This window comes from Herminiimonas sp. KBW02 (assembly GCF_003852535.1).
In the GTDB taxonomy this organism is placed as follows: domain Bacteria; phylum Pseudomonadota; class Gammaproteobacteria; order Burkholderiales; family Burkholderiaceae_D; genus Oxalicibacterium.
Genome location: NZ_QAJP01000003.1, coordinates 497958 through 516075, shown reverse-complemented (window position 1 = coordinate 516075; position 18118 = coordinate 497958). Strand labels below are relative to the sequence as shown.

Below are 18118 nucleotides of genomic sequence, written 5' to 3'. Positions count from 1 at the left end.
CAGTGGCAAGCAGAAACTAAACGCACGCGCATATCACTAGGGAGTGACACTGAGACTCAGAACGTGACTTTGATCGCTTTGCGCTCTTCCGGCGTTTCCGTCGACTCCAGCAATTCCGCTTTCCGAAAGCCGAATGAATTGGCGATCAGCGAACCGGGGAATTGCTGGATTGCGACGTTGTATGACATCACGCTATCGTTATATGCCTGACGCGAGAAGGCGATACGATTTTCCGTACTGCTGAGTTCTTCGCTCAACTGCATCATGGTGTGATTCGCCTTCAGATCCGGGTAGGCTTCCGATAATGCAAAGAACTTGCCGAGGGTGGCGTCGAGCGCGCTATCGGCGACCATCATATTCTTGAATGCTGCGGCGTCGGTGCGACCCGCAGCGACCTTCTTATTGGCATCGACCGCATGGTTGCGTGCCGCGATCACCGCTTCCAGCGTTTCGCGCTCATGCGCCATATAGGCCTTGGCAGTTTCAACCAGATTCGGGATCAAATCGTAGCGTCGCTTGAGTTGCACATCGATCTGGGAAAAAGCATTCTCAAAATAGTTACGCAAAGAGATGATGCGGTTATAAACACCCACGCCCCAGAAGGCGACAATTGCAACGATAGCCAGTATCACGAGCACTGCTGTCATGGTCTCTCCATATGAAAAAGCCGCGCGACTCATTGCCGCGCGGCTTCAATATAGCATTGCAAAACATCAAGTTACCAGGCGTTAACAATTATTTCAGCGCTTCACTTGGAAATCAGTTGCCGCATACGCTGGCGCAACTCTTTTTCCACGCGCTGTTCTTCTTTCCAGTCCTCGCGTACGGCACGCCACAAAGAAATAGCCATTAAAGCAACGACTATCGTGAATGGCAGGGCAAACACGATAGTCGCGGTCTGCAAGGCATCGATGCCGCCAGCCAGCAAGAGGCTGATCGCGATACCGGCAATCAGAGAGCCCCAGATAATCTTGATGCGATTCGAAGGATCGGCTTCGCCCCCCGTACTCATCATGCCCAGCACCAGGATCGCAGAGTCTCCTGAGGTCACGAAGAAAACCAGCACCAGCAAGGTCGCAATCACCGACATGATTAAACCGAAAGGCAGCGCCTCCAGCATCGAGAACAAAGCCATCGACAAGTCGGCCTTGGCCGATGCCGCTATCGGTATGCCTTGCGCGATTTCCATGTGCAAGGCAGTGCCGCCAAAGACCGAAAACCAGATAAAGGCTGCGATTGATGGCGCAATCACGGTTCCGACGATAAATTCCCGTATGGTCCGGCCATGCGAAACACGCGCAATGAAGAGCCCGACAAAAGGCGACCATGACAACCACCACGCCCAGTAAAACACGGTCCATTCACCGACCCATTCACTGTCGCGGAACGGCGTCATACGCAGGCTCATGCGCACCAGCTCGCTCATATAACTACCCAGCGTATTCGTGAAGGTATCGATGATGACGACGCTCGGGCCGAGCAGGAAGACCATCAACGTCAGCAACGCAGCAACCAGCATATTGATGGATGACAGCCATTTGACGCCGCGTGCGACGCCGCTCACGGCCGAGGTAATAAACAAGGCTGTCGCCAGCACGATGATGCCGACCTGCGTGTATTTATTGATGGTCAAACCAAACACCGCAGCGAGGCCGCCATTGATCTGCATCGCGCCCATGCCGAGTGAAGTCGCCACACCAAACGCGGTAGCAATCACCGCCAAACCATTAAACAGGCTGGACATACGCTTGACCGGCTGCCACGGCAGGGATCTGGTAGATTCGCTGATCAGCGCCACACCCTGGCGCCGGTACTGAAAGAAGGCAATCGCCAGTGCGACGATGCTATATACCGCCCACGGATGCAAACCCCAGTGGAAGAAGCTGTAACGCATCGCGGTATTGGCGGCTTCCGGCGTCCGCGCGATGGTGCCCGGCGGTCCTTGCGTGAAATGCGATAAAGGCTCGGCTACACCCCAGAACACCAGGCCTATGCCCATGCCGGCAGCAAACAGCATGGCAAACCAGGCTGGCAGCGAAAACTCCGGCTCGTCGTCATCCTTGCCCAGCTTCAGGTTGCCGTAACGGCTAAAGGCCAGGAAGGCGGAGAACAATACCAGGCCCAGTACCACCCACAGGTAGAGCCAGCCAAAGTTTTTGGTAATCGCAGCCATCGCGATATGGGAAATTGCGCCCAGTGAAGCCGGGGAAAATATACCCCACAGGACAACGATCAAGATCAATCCGACAGGAAAAATCAGTTGCATCTTTTCTCTCCCAAAAAGAAAAGCCGCGCAGCAATTTGCTGCGCGGCTTTAATATACACCCCGCAAGAAACAGTGAAAGATTTACTGTTTCTGCGCAGGTTGTGATTCCGGTGTAGTCGTCAACACGCGATACTCTTCATCGGTAATATATTCAAACACTTTAACGACCTTTTGTACGCCACTTACACCTCGTGCGATATTCGCTGCCAGGTCGCCTTCACGTTCCGTTACACGGCCCATCAGGTAGACGATGCCACGTTCGGTCACGACTTTGATCGAGTTTGCGTACAGGGTGCGGTTATCAACAATCGATGCCTTTACTTTGCCGGTGATCAGCGTGTCGTTGGAACGCGAACCGAAACCGGATGCGCCCAGTACAGCCAATTCATTCACCACCGATTGCACGCCTTCGATGCCGGCAGCTTCACGTGCGGCAGCTTCTTTCGCCGCTTCGCTAGGTACTTCACCGGTCAGCAAAACTTTACGATTGAAGCTGGTCACGTTGACATGCGCTGCATCGCCGACCACTTTAGGAATGGCGATTTCACCTTTGACGGCAATCGATTTATCTTCGGTCTGCGCACCCAGCGTACGACGATCTGTTGCCGCCAGCGTACCCGCCACAACGCCGCCTGCGATCAAACCGAAACAACCCTGCAAACTGACCAGCATCGCGCCACCCAGCAATACCATCGCAACCGGACGCTTTACCGCATCCATATAACGTTTCAAATCATTCATTCTCATCTCCTCCAAATAGTGCAACATCAATGCCGTCACACAAACAATGTATCGTTAATAAATGTACTTCCTGTATCCGTGCTGTCCGGTCATGCGGCACGCAAATATGCACGTCCGCATCTGTCAATAATTTGGCGGTAGCGCCACCGCCTTTACCGGTCAGTGCCACTACGCGCATATCGCGCTCCAGCGCAGCTTCAATCGCGGCGTTAACGTTGGCTGAATTACCGGAAGTAGACAATGCCAGCAATACATCGCCGGATTGTCCGAAAGCCTGCACTTGCTTGCTGAAAATTTCCTGATAGCTGTAATCGTTACCGATGGCAGTCAGGATAGAAGTGTCGGTCGTCAGCGCCATCACTGGCAGTGGTAAGCGTTCACGTTCGAAACGTCCTACCAATTGTGCTGAAAAATGCTGGCAATCTGCAGCCGAACCGCCATTGCCGCAAGCAAGAATCTTGTTTCCATTAGACAGGGCACCGAACATTAGTTCCACGGCCTGCTCAATTGGGCGTGCCAATACTGATGCGGACTGGATTTTAAGCTCGGCACTTTCGTGGAAGTGACTGAGTATGCGTTGATTAATCATGGTGTGGGAATTATAGAGCAGTCCATCGCCAAGAGTGGCGCAAGACGTGGGATTTCAGGCTTCAATCGCGTTCTTCAGCCATGTCATCTGCTTGTCATCCAGAGCAATGACGTCGAAACGACAGGGCGGAGGGATGCCGTAACGCTGCAAGTAAATCTGCGCGGCCATGATCAATCGTTTCTGCTTGGCACTGCCGATGCTGGCAGCAGCACCGCCGAATTTTTGATCACTACGCATGCGGACTTCGACAAACACCAGCACTTTTCCATCTTGCATGATGAGGTCGATTTCACCGCCCTTGCAGCGGAAATTCCGCTCCAGCAGTTGCAAACCCTGCTGCTGCAAGTAGACCAGTGCCTGGTCTTCACCAGCTTGCCCGGCACGCTGCTGCGCAGTGCGCGGACGCAGGAATCCGGGCATGCGCATCAAAAACTTACTGCGCTTCGAGTGGCTGCACCATACCTTCACGATAAGTTGCAGGCTGCAGTACGCGTTCAAAGTAAGGCGCGCCCCGGCCAAAACGCACCGTCAGCTTGCCGGTCACGCCGTCCAGGGTGAAATCTGTTTGTTTGATGGCGATGTTCGCCGCTACCCGATAAGCATCGATACCCAGCGCATACAGGCGCTCAACGTCGGGGCTGCTGCGTTGGCCACTCACCTTCGCCAGACGTGGATAGGCCATCACGGCGGCATGATCCGGCTGCAATTGCCATGGCATATCCACCAGGCGTACACCTTCCAGGTCAGTCAGACGATCCGCATTCGCCCAGTCATCAAGTGCAAACGGATTCAACTGCGAAATACCGTACATCGTGACTTCGCCGCCGATCGCCAGACGCAGCTGTATAGCTTGTGCCGCGTCGAGCCCGACAAAAATCAGCGCTGGCTTTTCTGTCTGTATGCGCTTCTTGAGTTGCACCAGGGCATTCGCATTCATGAAACCACCGCTCATGGTGAGCTCCATCACTTCAGCCGTCATGCCCAGCTGACTCCATTGCGCAGCAAAGGCACTGACCGCACGGCGCTGCCATGCCGCATTGGTAGACAGCGCGAAAGCCTTCTGGCGTGTCCGGTTCTTGCCGACCCAGTTTGCCACCTGACGTGCCTCATCTTCTATCGACAAACCCATTACCAGCATACTGGTCGGCACCTTTACTTCGGCTTCGCCCGCGGCATTCAATTGCGTCAGCGTAATCGTCGGTTTGGTGACAGCATGATTTTGTACGATAGCCGTCGCGCCGCTACGCGTCAGTGGACCGACCACGATGTCATTGTTGGCAGCTGCTTCGGCATAACCGCTCAGTACGTCTTGTGCGGCATCGCCGGTTTCTACGAAATTGATGACGATATTGCCCGGTTCATGCTGGTAGGCCGCGATGAAACCGGCGCGTACCGCGTCCGACACTTGCGCCAGCGACTCCGAACGGCGCGGCAGCAACAGTCCGATCCGGACCGGAGGTAAGCGGGTGGTGATGACAGGGACTTCTATCGGCTCTACGATAGGGTCATCGAGCGGGGCGCTCATCGCTTCCGGCAATGCCAGATCGGTCTGCGCCAGCTGCATCATGTCCAGTGATGACCGCTGAGCCTGAATGCCGGGTACACTGGCAGAACTGTCAGCAGCGATGTCGGCAGTTGTATTTGCCAGCACAGGCGAGCACAATCCGCTGATGAAGCTTGCCAGCACGAACATTCTCGCTAAATTTCCCAACATCCGACTCTCCCCATGACTGAAACAAGCAACAGCCTTTCCACTATCTTGCCGATTATGCACGATGTGTCTAACCAGACCTATCCTCCGGCAACATTATATGTGGTGGCTACCCCGATCGGAAATGCAGGCGATATATCGTTGCGCGCTTTGCACACTTTATCGATAGTCGATGCGGTCGCTTGCGAAGATACGCGCAATACCGGCCATCTGCTGACACGTTACGGGTTATCGAAGAATCTGATCGCCGCACACCAGCACAATGAACGAGAAGTAGCGGAGAAACTCATCAGCCGCCTGCAGGCCGGTGAGCGCATCGCACTGGTATCGGACGCCGGCACGCCTGCCGTTTCCGATCCCGGCGCGCGCATCGTCGATGCCGTACGCACTGCAGGTTTACGGGTGATACCACTGCCTGGCGCATCTGCTGCGGTCACCGCCTTGTCCGCCAGCGGTTTGCTGAATGACCAGTTTTACTTCGTCGGCTTCCTGCCCGCCAAAGCCAAACAACGCGAAAGTATACTGTTCGGCTTGCAGGCAGTCGCCGCTACCATGGTGTTTTACGAAGCGCCACACCGTATTACTGAAACCGTCGCCGCACTGGCAGCGGCTTTTGAACCGACACGATACATTGTTTTCGCGCGTGAACTGACCAAGCTGTTTGAAGAAACACACAGATGCACGCTGGCCGAAGCCGTGACGTGGATCAACGCAGACGCCAACCGGCAAAAGGGCGAATTTGTCGTATTGCTGGAAGGCGCTCCCAGCGCGGGCGATCAGGATCAGATCGAAGCCGAACGCATACTCGGCATCTTGTTACAGGAATGTTCGGTGAAACAGGCGGCCGCACTGGCGGCTCAGATCACCGGACAGAAAAAGAATTCTCTGTACGAGCGTGCCCTGCAAATGAGGGACACCAGCGATCAGGACGAAACGTAACTCCGGATGGCACGTCCTGATTTTTTAATCAACGCTGTACGACAAATGGTTTATTGAGGCCGCTTTGCTGTACCTGCAAGGCGGCCGCAGCAGCTTCATCACGGCTGGCAAAAGGCCCGCTGTATAAGCGATACAGATTGTTCGACGGCTCCACTTTCAATTGCGGCAAGCTGCTGCCCACATCCTGCGTCACGCGCGCGCGTACCGCTTCCGCATTCGCCATTTGCGCATAGGCGCCGAACTGCAAATAGAAGCCCGACTGCAAAGGCGTCGCTGCTGCCGGTGCACTGTTGCCAGTTGCCGGGGGTGTGATCGGCGCGGCCAGTGCGACTGTCTCTACGGTCGGAGCCTGCACCGGCGAGGCATCCGAAGCGACGACTGTCGCCCCCTTGTTGGCATTGATGCGCTCAATATCCGCAGGCAGCAAACGCTCGACTTCCAGCTCGGCGCTGCCGTGCCCGATATAACCCAGCTTCAGCGCTGCGGTATACGACAAGTCAATCACACGACTCGAATGAAACGGCCCGCGATCATTGACGCGCACAATCACCTGCTTGCCATTGCTCAGGTTGGTCACACGCGCATACGAAGGAATAGGCAAAACCGGATGTGCCGCCGTCATCTGATACATATCGTAAGGCTCGCCGGATGAAGTCTTTTGTCCGTGGAATTTTTTGCCATACCAGCTGCCGCGTCCACGCTGCTTGAACGGACGCTCATCGGCGATAGGGACATATTTCTTACCGAACACGACATAAGGCTTATTACCGCGATTCGCATAAGGCTCTACGCGCGGCTCGGCATCGGGCAAATTTTCCAGGCCTTCCGGGATATTCTCACCAGGGCCATCGTCCTTGTAATAGCCACCACGACCGGAACCGGCAGGCGGCAAGACTGGCGTCGTTGAAGAACGGCTAGCGGAACTGCCGGGCGCCGGCTTACCGGCGGAAGGCGTGCTAAGAGGTGTGGTACTGCAACCTGCTAAAGCGACGATAGACGATATCGCCAGGACTTGTATTACAGTGCGAAATTGCATCGCTTGCTCCTGTTGATGACTGCATTGCACCTGCTACCTGCAATGCAGTCGATAAACGGTACATCAGCTTTGCATTAACTTCCTGTGCCGCTGAATGCTCATCAAAATGCCGACGCCCAATCCGAGCGTGACAAAGGCGGTGCCGCCATAACTGAAAAAGGGCAACGGTACGCCGACGACCGGAAGAATACCACTGACCATGCCCATGTTCACAAATGCGTAAGTAAAGAAAATCAGGGTAATTGCACCTGCCAGCAAACGACTGAACAAGGTCGGTGCATTCGCCGCGATGATCATGCTGCGCCCGATCAGCAATAAATACAGGAACAGCAGGACGCAGTTACCGATCAAACCAAACTCTTCCGAAAACACCGCGAAGATGAAATCGGTGGTTCGTTCAGGAATGAATTCGAGATGGGCCTGCGTACCGTTCAGCCACCCTTTACCGGTAATACCGCCGGAACCGATGGCTATCGTTGACTGGATGATGTGAAAGCCTTTACCCAGCGGATCGGTGGTCGGATCAATCAGCGTCAACACCCGTCCACGCTGGTAATCGTGCAGCATCGACCACACAACCGGCAAGCTGGCTGCCACTGCCACCGCTGCTGCCACCAGCACCTTCCAGGACAAACCCGCGAGGAAAATGACATAGAAACCCGCCGCCAACACCAGCAACGCGGTACCCAGATCGGGCTGGCGCATGATAAGGCCAACCGGTGCAATCAGCATCAGGCCTGCCACCAGGAATTCACGCCAGCGCGTTACGCCTTCACGTTTCTGAAAGAACCAGGCCAGCATCATCGGCATCGCGATCTTCATGATTTCTGACGGCTGCACCACCACACCCAGATCGACCCAGCGTCTTGCGCCATTGCGTATCAGGCCAAACTGCGCAACCGCCAGCAACAACACGATGCCTGTGATGTACAAAGGCACGGCAAAACGCATCAGCGTCTGCGGCGGAATTGCGGCAGCTACCCACATCACGACGAAAGCAATCGCGATGTTGCGCAGATGATCTTCCACCCGACCAGGGAAATCGATGCCGGCCGAGTACAAGGTGACCGTACCCACCGACAGAATCAGGCAGACGATCAGCATCAATGGCACATCAAACATTTGGATGTAAGGCTGAACGATTTGCCCGACGGAGCGTCGATTCATCTCATTACTCATTCGACGAATTCCTCCTTCGGCTCATTCTTGGGCTTGGGTGCCGGCTTGTCGTCAGGGCGCTTACCGAGCAGATAAAAATCCATCGCCTTCTTCGCAATCGGCGCCGCCGCTGCGCCGCCAAAACCGCCGTTTTCGACAATCAGGGCCAGTGCTATGCGTGGATTGTCGGCAGGTGCAAACGCGGTGTATAGCGCATGGTCATGATGGCGATCGGAAATCTTGCTGGCGTCGTACTTCTCGTTTTTCTTGATCGCAATCACCTGCGCGGTACCGGTCTTACCAGCCGATACATACTCGGCGCGCGCAAATGCACGGGCACCGGTACCTTCCTTGTTGACGCCCACCATTGCATTCTTGATGACGTCGATATTTTCCTGCTTCAACGGTATGCGGTAGCTTTCTTTCGGCACAGTCAGCGTGCGCTGACGCGTGGTGCCGTTTTCCAGCATCTTCACCAGATGCGGCTTCATTACCACGCCGTTATTGGCGAGGACTGCCGTCGCATGCGCCAGTTGCAAGGGTGTGAATGAGTTATAACCCTGACCGATACCGATCGAGATTGTTTCACCGGCGTACCATTTCTTTTGCTCCGGCTTGCGATAAGCCGCCGCCTTCCAGGCAGTGGACGGCAACACACCGGTACGCTCGAAGCGCAAATCGATGCCGGTCTTTTGACCAAAGCCGAACGGTTTCATGAAGTCATGAATTGCATCCACACCGAGATCGTTCGCCAGCATGTAGTAATAGGTGTCGCAGGATTGCACGATAGATTTGTACATATCGACAAAACCGTGCCCGCCCTCTTTATCGTCGCGGAATTTATGGTTACCAAACCAGAAATAACCCGGATCGGAAATGGCATCCGACGGCTTCCGCTTACCCAGCTCCAGCGCTGCCAATGCCATAAATGGCTTGTAGGTCGAGCCCGGAGGATAAGCACCGGACAAAGGACGATTCAGCAAAGGATGATCCGGCGAGTTATTCAGCGCATCCCAGTTTTGCTGGTCGATCCCTTCCACAAACAGGTTGGGATCAAACGTCGGCATCGAGACATAAGCCAGAATGTCGCCAGTGGACGGCTCAATTGCAATCAATGCACCGCGACGGTCACCAAAGGCCTGCTCAACCACCTTTTGCAATTCGATATCGATAGAAAGAATCAGATTGTCGCCCGGCGTCGCAGCAGTGCGCGACAAGGTACGGATAGGACGGCCACCAGCCGAGACTTCCACTTCTTCGTAACCGGTACGGCCGTGCAACTTGTCTTCGTAACTCTTTTCTACGCCTTCCTTGCCGATGTGCTCAGTGCCACGGTAATTGGTTGCGTCATCGCCCTCATCGATTTCCTTGGCTTCACGCTGATTGATACGACCGATATAACCAATCACGTGTGAAGCAACCGAACCAAGCGGATACTGGCGGAACAGACGCGCCTGAATTTCTACGCCGGGAAAGCGGTAACGCTGCGCCGAAAAGCGGGCCACTTCTTCATCCGTCAGACGCACCCGGATCGGTGAGCTGCCGAGCTTGCGCGACTCTTCCTGCAACTTCTTGAAACGACGCCTGTCTTTGGGCTGGATATCGACCAGTGTAGCCAATTCATCGATCAGCTTTTCGAGGTCACCGTTGATTTTCGACGGCGTGATTTCCAGTGTGTAGGCTGAATAATTACGCGCCAGCACCACGCCATTGCGATCCACGATCAGACCCCGATTCGGTACCACCGGCACGATGGAAATACGATTGTCTTCGGCCTGTGCAACGTAATCGTTGTGTTTGTATACCTGCAACCAGATAAAACGCGCCAGCAGACAGCCGAACAAAATGAACACCACAAAGCCTGCGACCGACAGGCGCAGGCGGAAGAGTTGTAGTTCGCGTTCGGTATTTTTTAATTCAGTCATGCGGGTTCAAATACCGGCTAAACATCAGATCAGGGCGGCCGCTTACAGCGGGCGCGTATCGTCGCGATTAATGGCGCGACGTTGGGGTGCCAGCAGGATCCAGGTCACCACCGGCCATAACAAGGCCGCCACAGCGCTTTCGGCAAAATACAACCAGCCCGGAAAACTCCCGCCGACAAACAGGCGCACGATGAGTTCGATGATTTGTGTCATCAGCAACAACAGGAATACATGCAAGGCTTGCGTCCCGATCGGGAACCACAGCACGCGGCGGTGGATCATGATCGCGATGTAAGACAGCAAGGTATAGGCCAACGCGTTCTCACCCAGCACAGCCGCATCATGCACATCCATCAGGATACCCATGGCGAACGCCACGCCGATACCGACCTTGCGTGGCTGGTGCATGCTCCAGAATACCAGCAGCAATGCCACAAAATCAGGCACACCTATCCATTGCCCCCACGGCAGCAGATTCAGCAAGAACGCCATAATCAGGCTCAACGCTATAAACGCCGGGCTCGCAGGCAACAGTATGTAATGAGGCTGGTGGTTCATCGCGGTGCACTCGCTGGCTGTGCTGGCGCAGGAGGCGCGGGTTGTAGATCGATACCCTTGCCTGAAGTTCCATTGGTACGGCTGGCGGCATGTCGCAAAATACCGGCCTGCTTCGCATTCTTGTCTTTTGCATCATCCGGTGCCCGCGGCGCCAGTTTGTTTTCAGTCAATAGAATCAACAACTGACGATTACGGTCGATACCAGCCGATGGCTGGCAGATGATGCGTGCAAACGAATCAACTGATTTATTTTCCACCTGCGCCACAGTCGCAACCGCCAGACCGGGCGGATAAATACCGTCGATACCGGAAGTCACCAATACATCACCCTTCTGGATATCCGCATTGGTCGGCATGAAGCGCAAATCCAGCACATTCGACTGACCGCGACCATAAGCGACACTACGGAGGCCGTTGCGCACCACTTGCACCGGGATCGCCTGGTTCTTGTCCGTCAGCAAGGTCACTTCAGAGCTGAAAGGGAACACCCGCGTGACCTGGCCGACTACACCGACATGATCAATCACCGGCTGGCCGAGCGCGACGCCATGCTGTGTACCGCGATCAAGTACGATCTTGCGGGTGAAAGCGTCACGGGTGTCGTACAGGATTTCGCCGAGTACCGACTTGACCGGCAGGCGTTCGCTGGTGCCCAGCAATTCACGCAGCTGGGTATTCTCAGCCAGCAGTTGCTGACCTTGCTGCAAATTGCGCGCGTTGAGAATTTGCTGTTGCTTGAGCTTTTCGTTTTCCTGCTTGATGTCGGAAAGCGAAGTGAAGTAATCGCCGACGTAATAAAGCGCGTCGCGCGGGGCGAGGGCAACTACCTGCAGAGGATAGAGTGCTGTCGAGATGACCTGGCGCACCACTGCGAGTGAGCGCATATGTGAATCCACTCCCAGCAGCACCAACGCAATCAAGGCGAAGAACACCATCTTTGCACGTGCCGAGGCACCTTGTTTGAAGAGTGGCGGTGGGCTGTATTCCATTTATTACTTGTTGGCCAAGCTGCCGAGGAGGTCCACAACAAACTGCGCTGCCGGGACATTGCGTCCGGCAGCGGCAGCCTGTGTTTCAAAAATATATGCTTTCATGACATTGTTCATGTCAGCCAGTCAGATGGGTAATGCGGTCAGGAACCGATTATTCGTAGGAGAAAATCGAACCCAGCTTATCCATACGTTCCAGCGCCATGCCCGAACCGCGCACCACGCAAGTCAGCGGGTCTTCTGCGACGATGACCGGCAAGCCTGTTTCTTCCATCAACAAACGATCCAGGTCGCGCAGCAAGGCGCCGCCACCGGTCAGCATCATGCCTTTTTCGGCAATATCGGCACCGAGTTCCGGCGGAGTTTGTTCCAGCGCGTTTTTGACGGCGGAAACGATGTTGTTCAGCGGGTCGGTCAGTGCTTCCAGGATTTCATTGCTGGAGATGGTGAACGAACGTGGAATACCTTCGGACAGGTTACGGCCCTTGACTTCCATTTCACGCACTTCGGAGCCCGGGAAAGCCGAACCGATCTCTTTTTTGATGGCTTCAGCAGTTTGTTCGCCGATCAGCATGCCGTAGTTACGACGGATGTAATTGACGATGGCTTCGTCGAACTTGTCGCCGCCAACGCGGATCGAGCCTTTATAGACCATGCCGCCCAGCGAAATGATGCCGACTTCAGTGGTGCCACCACCGATATCGACCACCATCGAGCCAGTTGCGTCAGATACCGGCAAACCGGCGCCTATCGCTGCTGCCATCGGTTCTTCGATCAGATATACCTGTGCCGCACCTGCGCCCAGCGCCGATTCACGGATCGCACGACGTTCCACCTGAGTGGAGCCGCAAGGTACGCAAATAATGATACGAGGGGAAGGTTTGAAGAGCTTGGTGTCGTGCACCATGCGGATGAACTGCTTGAGCATTTGCTCGGTAACGGTAAAGTCGGCAATCACACCGTCTTTCATCGGGCGGATCGCCTCGATATTGCCCGGTACCTTGCCCAGCATCTGCTTGGCTTCCTTACCGACGGCCATAATGGTTTTTTTGCCATTTGGGCCGCCTTGCTGGCGAATTGCCACTACAGAAGGCTCATCCAGCACGATTCCTGCACTGCGAACATAAATCAGGGTATTGGCGGTACCCAAGTCGATAGCCAGATCATTCGAAAAATAACTACGTAAAAATCCAAACATGAATTGTCCTGGTGCGCAGCAGTGGTGCGCTTAAGTAAAAAAAGGGGTTTATGGCCGCGGCGACCCCAATATCGGCGCCAGCAAGGCATTAACCCGATATTCTACCTTATAATTTACCTTAAATTAGTCGTCTAAAAAGGCAAAAATATCCGCTGGATGCGCTATTTTGCAAAGCTTTTGCCAACACTAGAAGACTTTTGCATCTTCCGATTTTCTTAACATTGAACAGCGGCACGACCGCAATCCGACCATGTCCCTCGAACTTTCCGATGTCAAACGCCTATCAACGCTCGCTCAAATCGAACTGACTGCAGAGCAATCCGCGCAAACGCTGGACAAGCTGAATGGCATTTTTTCGCTGGTTGAACAGCTGCGTGCCGTCGACACCACCGGCATCGAACCATTGAATCACCCGATCGCCGCCATGCAGCCTGACCTCGCGCTGCGTCTGCGCGAAGACATCGTCAGCGAAGCGAATCGCCGCGACGACTATCAGGCTGTCGCCCCTGCAACGCAGGACGGGCTCTACCTGGTACCGAAAGTCATTGAATAAGTCGCGCATCATTTATACGAGTACGCGCGCGGGCAGCATCCTGCCCCTCTAACCGAACACCAGAAATTCACTATGCATACCAAGACTCTAAAAGAATTATCCGCACTGCTGCATACCAAACAGATCTCCGCGACCGAACTCGCGCAACTGTTCCTCGACCGTATTGCGCAGAGCGATCTGAATGCATTCCTGCACGTCGATCCGGCACTGACGCTGAAAGAAGCCGCAGCGGCCGATCAGCGTCTGGCCAGCGGTGACACTACTGCATTGACCGGCATCCCGATTGCGCACAAAGATATTTTCGTGACGCGCGACTGGCGCTCGACTGCCGGCTCCAAGATGCTGGAAAACTACGTCAGCCCGTTCGATGCAACCGTCGTTGAACAATTCCGTCAGGCTGGCATGGTGCATCTGGGCAAACTGAATTGCGATGAATTCGCGATGGGTTCGTCGAATGAAAACTCTTACTTCGGCGCAGTCAAAAATCCGTGGGACAAGACTGCAATTCCGGGTGGCTCATCGGGTGGTTCTGCGGCTGCAATTGCTGCGCGCCTGACGCCGGCATCAACCGCGACCGACACTGGTGGCTCGATCCGTCAACCAGCAGCACTGTGCGGCGTCACCGGCATCAAGCCGACCTATGGCAGCGTTTCGCGCTTCGGCATGATTGCATTTGCTTCGTCGCTGGATCAGGGCGGCCCGATAGCAAAAACAGCAGAAGATTGCGGCTTGCTGCTCAACGCAATGACAGGTTTTGATCCACGCGACTCGACCAGCATCGAACGCGCGAAAGAAGATTTCACACGTGACCTGAACCAGCCTTTGCAAGGTTTGAAAATCGGTTTGCCACGTGAGTACTTTGGTGCAGGTCTGGCTGCCGATGTGGAACAGGCAGTACGCGCAGCATTGAAAGAATACGAAAAACTGGGCGCAACCCTGGTCGATATTTCTTTGCCTAAAACTGAACTGTCGATCCCGACTTACTACGTCATCGCACCAGCCGAAGCATCGTCCAACCTGAGCCGTTTCGATGGCGTGCGTTACGGCTATCGCGCACAGGACTACAGCGACTTGTCCGACATGTATCGCAAGACCCGTGCTGAAGGCTTCGGCGAAGAAGTCAAACGCCGCATTCTGGTCGGTGCTTATGTACTGTCACACGGCTACTACGATGCTTACTATCTGCAAGCACAAAAAATCCGTCGCCTGATCGCACAGGATTTCCAACAGGCGTTCACACAATGCGACGTCATCATGGGACCGGTATGCCCGACCGTTGCATGGGATCTCGGCGACAAAGCAGACGATCCTATCGCCAACTACCTGGCCGATATCTTCACACTCTCGACCAGTCTGGCTGGCTTGCCTGGCATGTCTATTCCTTGCGGCTTCGGTCAGGGCGAGAAAAATTCAAAACGTCCGGTCGGTCTGCAAATTATCGGTAACTATTTTGCTGAAGCGAAGCTGCTCAACGTGGCACATCAATACCAGCAAGCGACCGACTGGCATTTGCGCCAGCCTGCAGAATAAGCGTCATCAATACATCGCGAAGAATAATTAATCCGCTCAGTTAATACGCTAACAAGCGAGTAAGGAAATATATGCAGTGGGAAGTGGTAATCGGTCTGGAAACGCACACGCAGTTGACGACCCAGACAAAAATTTTCAGTGGCTCGCCGACCCAGTTCGGTGCAGAACCAAACACACAAACATCGCCGGTCGACCTGGCCTTGCCAGGCGCCTTGCCGGTGATGAATCGCGGCGCAGTTGAACGCGCGATTCAGTTCGGCCTCGCCATCGGCGCGACCGTCGCACCGCACTCGGTGTTTGCACGTAAAAACTATTTCTATCCTGATCTGCCGAAGGGCTACCAGATCAGCCAGATGGACCTGCCTATCGTACAAGGCGGCCGTGTTTCTTTCCCGCTCGAGGTTGATGGAAAAACTGAAATCCGCTCGGTGCAACTGACACGTGCACATCTGGAAGAAGACGCCGGCAAATCACTGCATGAAGACTACCATGGCATGACCGGCATCGATTTGAACCGTGCCGGCACACCGCTGCTTGAAATCGTTACAGAACCGGACATGCGCAGCGCAGCTGAAGCAGTTGCCTATGCCAAAGCCTTGCACGCACTGGTGACCTGGCTCGGCATCTGCGACGGCAATATGCAGGAAGGTTCATTCCGCTGCGACGCCAACGTATCGGTACGTCCGGTCGGGCAAAAAGAATTCGGCACACGCTGCGAAATCAAAAACCTGAACTCCTTCCGTTTCCTCGAAGACGCCATCAACTATGAAGTGCGTCGCCAGATCGAATTGATCGAAGACGGTGGCCGCGTGGTGCAGGCCACACGCCTCTACGATCCGGACAAAAAGGAAACCCGCGAAATGCGCAGCAAGGAAGACGCGCACGACTATCGCTACTTCCCTGATCCTGACTTGCCACCTCTGGTCGTCAGCGCGGAATGGATCGCACGTGTAAAAGCAGCGATGCCGGAATTGCCCGGCGCAATGCGTGAACGCTTTGTGCGCGACTACAGCCTGTCCGAATACGATGCAGCAGTGCTGACGCAATCGAAAGCCATGGCGAATTACTTTGAAGCCGTCGTCGCTGCTGCAGGCAAGGAACAAGCCAAACCTGCCGCCAACTGGCTGATGGGTGATGTCGCATCGACGCTGAACCGTGAAGGCATAGAAATCGCGGCTGCGCCAGTCGCAGCTACGCAACTCGCATTGCTGCTGCAACGCATAGCGGACGGCACGATTTCCAACAAGATTGCGAAAGAAGTATTCGGCGCAATGTGGGATGCCAAATCGGACAGCGCCAAGCTGGCAGATGACATCATCGAATCCAAAGGCCTGAAGCAAATCTCCGACAGCGGTGCCCTGGAAAAAATCGTTGATGATGTATTGGCAGCCAATACCAAATCCGTCGAAGAATTCCGCGCCGGTAAAGAGCAGGCGATTAACGCACTGATGGGTCAGGCGATGAAAGCCAGCAAGGGCAAAGCCAATCCGGCACAGCTCACTGAATTGTTGAAGAAAAAGCTGACCGCTTAATTCAGTCTGCTCATAAAAAAACGCGCTCCGTAAAACGAGCGCGTTTTTTGTTGTCTGCAGACATCGCTTAAGGTGCCAATGCCGTCTTTGTAATCTCGCGATAGCGTCGCAAAGTCAGGTCATATTTTTCATTGATCTGCGCCAGCTCAGCCTCGCAGTCTTTAATGCGTTTTTTTAAATCCTGCACGCTTTGCTCGGTGCGATCGTACTTGGCTTGCATGGCCGGTGAGAGCGCGCCTTTTTGCTTTTTCTCCAGGCCTGCAGCCTGCTCTTTCTCGGCACCATGCAAGGCTGCTTTGTACTGCGTGATTTGTATACTGACCAGATCAGTGTCACGCTTGCGTGCGGCAGCGATATCGTCCTCGCTGCGATAGCGTGCCGAGAGGGCGCGGTCGGCTCTCTTTTGTTCGGCGGCTGCCACCTGTTCAGCTTTTATCCGCTCCTGTTGCAATTCCAGCGCCTGCTTTTGCTCGGCGGTGAGTGGCGCTGCATAGTCCTTATGCTTGCTGCCATTGTTGCTGTATTCACGTACCGGACGGTCGGCACACTCCGGAATCGGGCGATCAGAGGAGAGTGTTTTACCGGATGCATCTTTGCACATGTAAATCTTTGCCTGTGCACTTGCCACCATCAACATCGAGAGAAAAAACAGTGTCTTGATTGCACCTTTCATTTCACTCCCCGCGGAAAAAAGTCTTGTTATGCCACGCCGTACCTCTTGCGGTAGGCCGCGACAGCTTCTTTGTATTTCGCCTGTTCCGAATCCGCACCGGCATTCGACAGGTATTCAAACAGATCCGACAAATTGCCTATCGACACTACCGGCATACCGTAGGTATTACTGACTTCCTGCACCGCCGAATGCGCAGACAGTGCGTTGTCTGCACCCGAGCGCTCCATACGATCCAGCGCAATCAATACTGCACATGGCGTCGCACCGGCCGCACGTATCATGTCGACCGATTCACGCACCGAGGTACCGGCCGAAATCACGTCGTCGATGATCACGACACGTCCTTGCAACTTGGCACCTACCATGGTGCCGCCTTCGCCATGATCCTTGGCTTCCTTGCGGTTAAACGCAAACGATACGTCGCGCCCCTTGTTCGCCAGCGCCACGGCCGTCGCCGAAGCGAGCGTGATGCCTTTGTAGGCCGGGCCAAACAACATATCGAATTCGATGCCCGAATCGATCAGGGTTTGTGCATAAAACTCTGCCAGCGTCGCCAGCGTACCGCCCTGGTTGAACAAGCCAGCGTTAAAAAAATAGGGCGATGTGCGACCAGCCTTGGTCACAAACTCGCCGAAACGCAGTACGCCGGTTTCAACCGAAAATTTGATGAATTCTTGCCGTAAATTGTTCAAAACGACTCCATAACGGATAAAAGTGACG

The 18118-nt window shown here is 54.7% G+C and carries 18 protein-coding genes; 4 read left to right on the top strand and 14 right to left on the bottom strand.

Annotated elements, in window-relative coordinates:
• Positions 1-56 precede the first annotated feature (56 nt).
• The 6 genes from DBR37_RS04310 to DBR37_RS04285 all read right to left on the bottom strand — a co-directional run bounded on the left by DBR37_RS04310 (position 57) and on the right by DBR37_RS04285 (position 5310).
• Positions 57-647: a LemA family protein gene (locus DBR37_RS04310; protein WP_124573185.1), complete on the bottom strand. Its 591-nt coding sequence runs from the start codon at positions 645-647 to the stop codon at positions 57-59.
• Between the two features lie 101 nt (positions 648-748).
• Positions 749-2266: a BCCT family transporter gene (locus DBR37_RS04305; RefSeq protein ID WP_124573183.1), complete on the bottom strand. Its 1518-nt coding sequence runs from the start codon at positions 2264-2266 to the stop codon at positions 749-751.
• Positions 2267-2347: 81 nt separating this feature from the next.
• Positions 2348-3007: a BON domain-containing protein gene (locus DBR37_RS04300; RefSeq protein WP_124573181.1), complete on the bottom strand. Its 660-nt coding sequence runs from the start codon at positions 3005-3007 to the stop codon at positions 2348-2350.
• Positions 3000-3596, bottom strand: a complete 597-nt coding sequence (locus DBR37_RS04295; RefSeq protein ID WP_124573179.1) for a phosphoheptose isomerase — start codon at positions 3594-3596, stop codon at positions 3000-3002. The genes DBR37_RS04300 and DBR37_RS04295 overlap by 8 nt, the downstream gene beginning before the upstream one ends.
• A 54-nt stretch (positions 3597-3650) precedes the next feature.
• On the bottom strand, positions 3651-4022 hold the full coding sequence (locus DBR37_RS04290) for a YraN family protein (protein WP_124573177.1): 372 nt from the start codon (positions 4020-4022) through the stop codon (positions 3651-3653).
• A 7-nt stretch (positions 4023-4029) separates the two neighbouring features.
• Positions 4030-5310, bottom strand: coding sequence for a penicillin-binding protein activator (locus tag DBR37_RS04285; RefSeq protein WP_124573175.1), 1281 nt, complete (start codon positions 5308-5310; stop codon positions 4030-4032).
• 12 nt (positions 5311-5322) lie between these two features.
• Here DBR37_RS04285 and rsmI point away from each other — a divergent pair, with 12 nt between their 5' ends.
• Positions 5323-6246, top strand: a complete 924-nt coding sequence (gene rsmI, locus DBR37_RS04280; protein ID WP_124573173.1) for a 16S rRNA (cytidine(1402)-2'-O)-methyltransferase — start codon at positions 5323-5325, stop codon at positions 6244-6246.
• Between the two features lie 28 nt (positions 6247-6274).
• On the opposite strand, the gene DBR37_RS04275 is transcribed toward rsmI, so the two are convergent.
• From DBR37_RS04275 to DBR37_RS04250, 6 genes are all read right to left on the bottom strand, one after another.
• The gene (locus DBR37_RS04275) at positions 6275-7282 is read right to left on the bottom strand and encodes a septal ring lytic transglycosylase RlpA family protein (RefSeq protein ID WP_124573171.1); all 1008 of its coding nucleotides are present in this window, start codon (positions 7280-7282) and stop codon (positions 6275-6277) included.
• Positions 7283-7345: 63 nt separating this feature from the next.
• Complete coding sequence (gene rodA / locus DBR37_RS04270) at positions 7346-8449, bottom strand: rod shape-determining protein RodA (protein WP_124573168.1); 1104 nt, start codon at positions 8447-8449, stop codon at positions 7346-7348.
• 8 nt (positions 8450-8457) lie between these two features.
• Positions 8458-10365, bottom strand: coding sequence for a penicillin-binding protein 2 (mrdA, locus tag DBR37_RS04265; RefSeq protein ID WP_124573166.1), 1908 nt, complete (start codon positions 10363-10365; stop codon positions 8458-8460).
• Positions 10366-10407: 42 nt separating this feature from the next.
• Positions 10408-10923 (bottom strand): rod shape-determining protein MreD, encoded by a 516-nt coding sequence (mreD, locus tag DBR37_RS04260; protein ID WP_124573164.1) that lies wholly within the window; start codon positions 10921-10923, stop codon positions 10408-10410.
• Complete coding sequence (gene mreC / locus DBR37_RS04255) at positions 10920-11912, bottom strand: rod shape-determining protein MreC (protein WP_124573162.1); 993 nt, start codon at positions 11910-11912, stop codon at positions 10920-10922. The genes mreD and mreC overlap by 4 nt, the downstream gene beginning before the upstream one ends.
• Positions 11913-12066: 154 nt before the next feature.
• A complete protein-coding gene (locus DBR37_RS04250) occupies positions 12067-13110 on the bottom strand; it encodes a rod shape-determining protein (RefSeq protein ID WP_011979422.1) in 1044 nt (347 codons plus the stop codon).
• 250 nt (positions 13111-13360) lie between these two features.
• Here DBR37_RS04250 and gatC point away from each other — a divergent pair, with 250 nt between their 5' ends.
• The 3 genes from gatC to gatB all read left to right on the top strand — a co-directional run bounded on the left by gatC (position 13361) and on the right by gatB (position 16725).
• A complete protein-coding gene (gatC, locus tag DBR37_RS04245) occupies positions 13361-13663 on the top strand; it encodes an Asp-tRNA(Asn)/Glu-tRNA(Gln) amidotransferase subunit GatC (protein WP_124573160.1) in 303 nt (100 codons plus the stop codon).
• 72 nt (positions 13664-13735) lie between these two features.
• Positions 13736-15193 (top strand): Asp-tRNA(Asn)/Glu-tRNA(Gln) amidotransferase subunit GatA, encoded by a 1458-nt coding sequence (gene gatA / locus DBR37_RS04240; RefSeq protein WP_124573159.1) that lies wholly within the window; start codon positions 13736-13738, stop codon positions 15191-15193.
• A 71-nt stretch (positions 15194-15264) separates the two neighbouring features.
• On the top strand, positions 15265-16725 hold the full coding sequence (gatB, locus tag DBR37_RS04235) for an Asp-tRNA(Asn)/Glu-tRNA(Gln) amidotransferase subunit GatB (protein WP_124573157.1): 1461 nt from the start codon (positions 15265-15267) through the stop codon (positions 16723-16725).
• Between the two features lie 67 nt (positions 16726-16792).
• Here gatB and DBR37_RS04230 read toward each other — a convergent pair whose 3' ends face one another.
• Both DBR37_RS04230 and pyrE read right to left on the bottom strand, forming a co-directional pair.
• Positions 16793-17398, bottom strand: a complete 606-nt coding sequence (locus DBR37_RS04230) for a DUF4124 domain-containing protein (protein WP_124573155.1) — start codon at positions 17396-17398, stop codon at positions 16793-16795.
• 26 nt (positions 17399-17424) lie between these two features.
• Positions 17425-18090: an orotate phosphoribosyltransferase gene (gene pyrE, locus DBR37_RS04225; RefSeq protein WP_124573154.1), complete on the bottom strand. Its 666-nt coding sequence runs from the start codon at positions 18088-18090 to the stop codon at positions 17425-17427.
• Positions 18091-18118 lie beyond the last annotated feature (28 nt).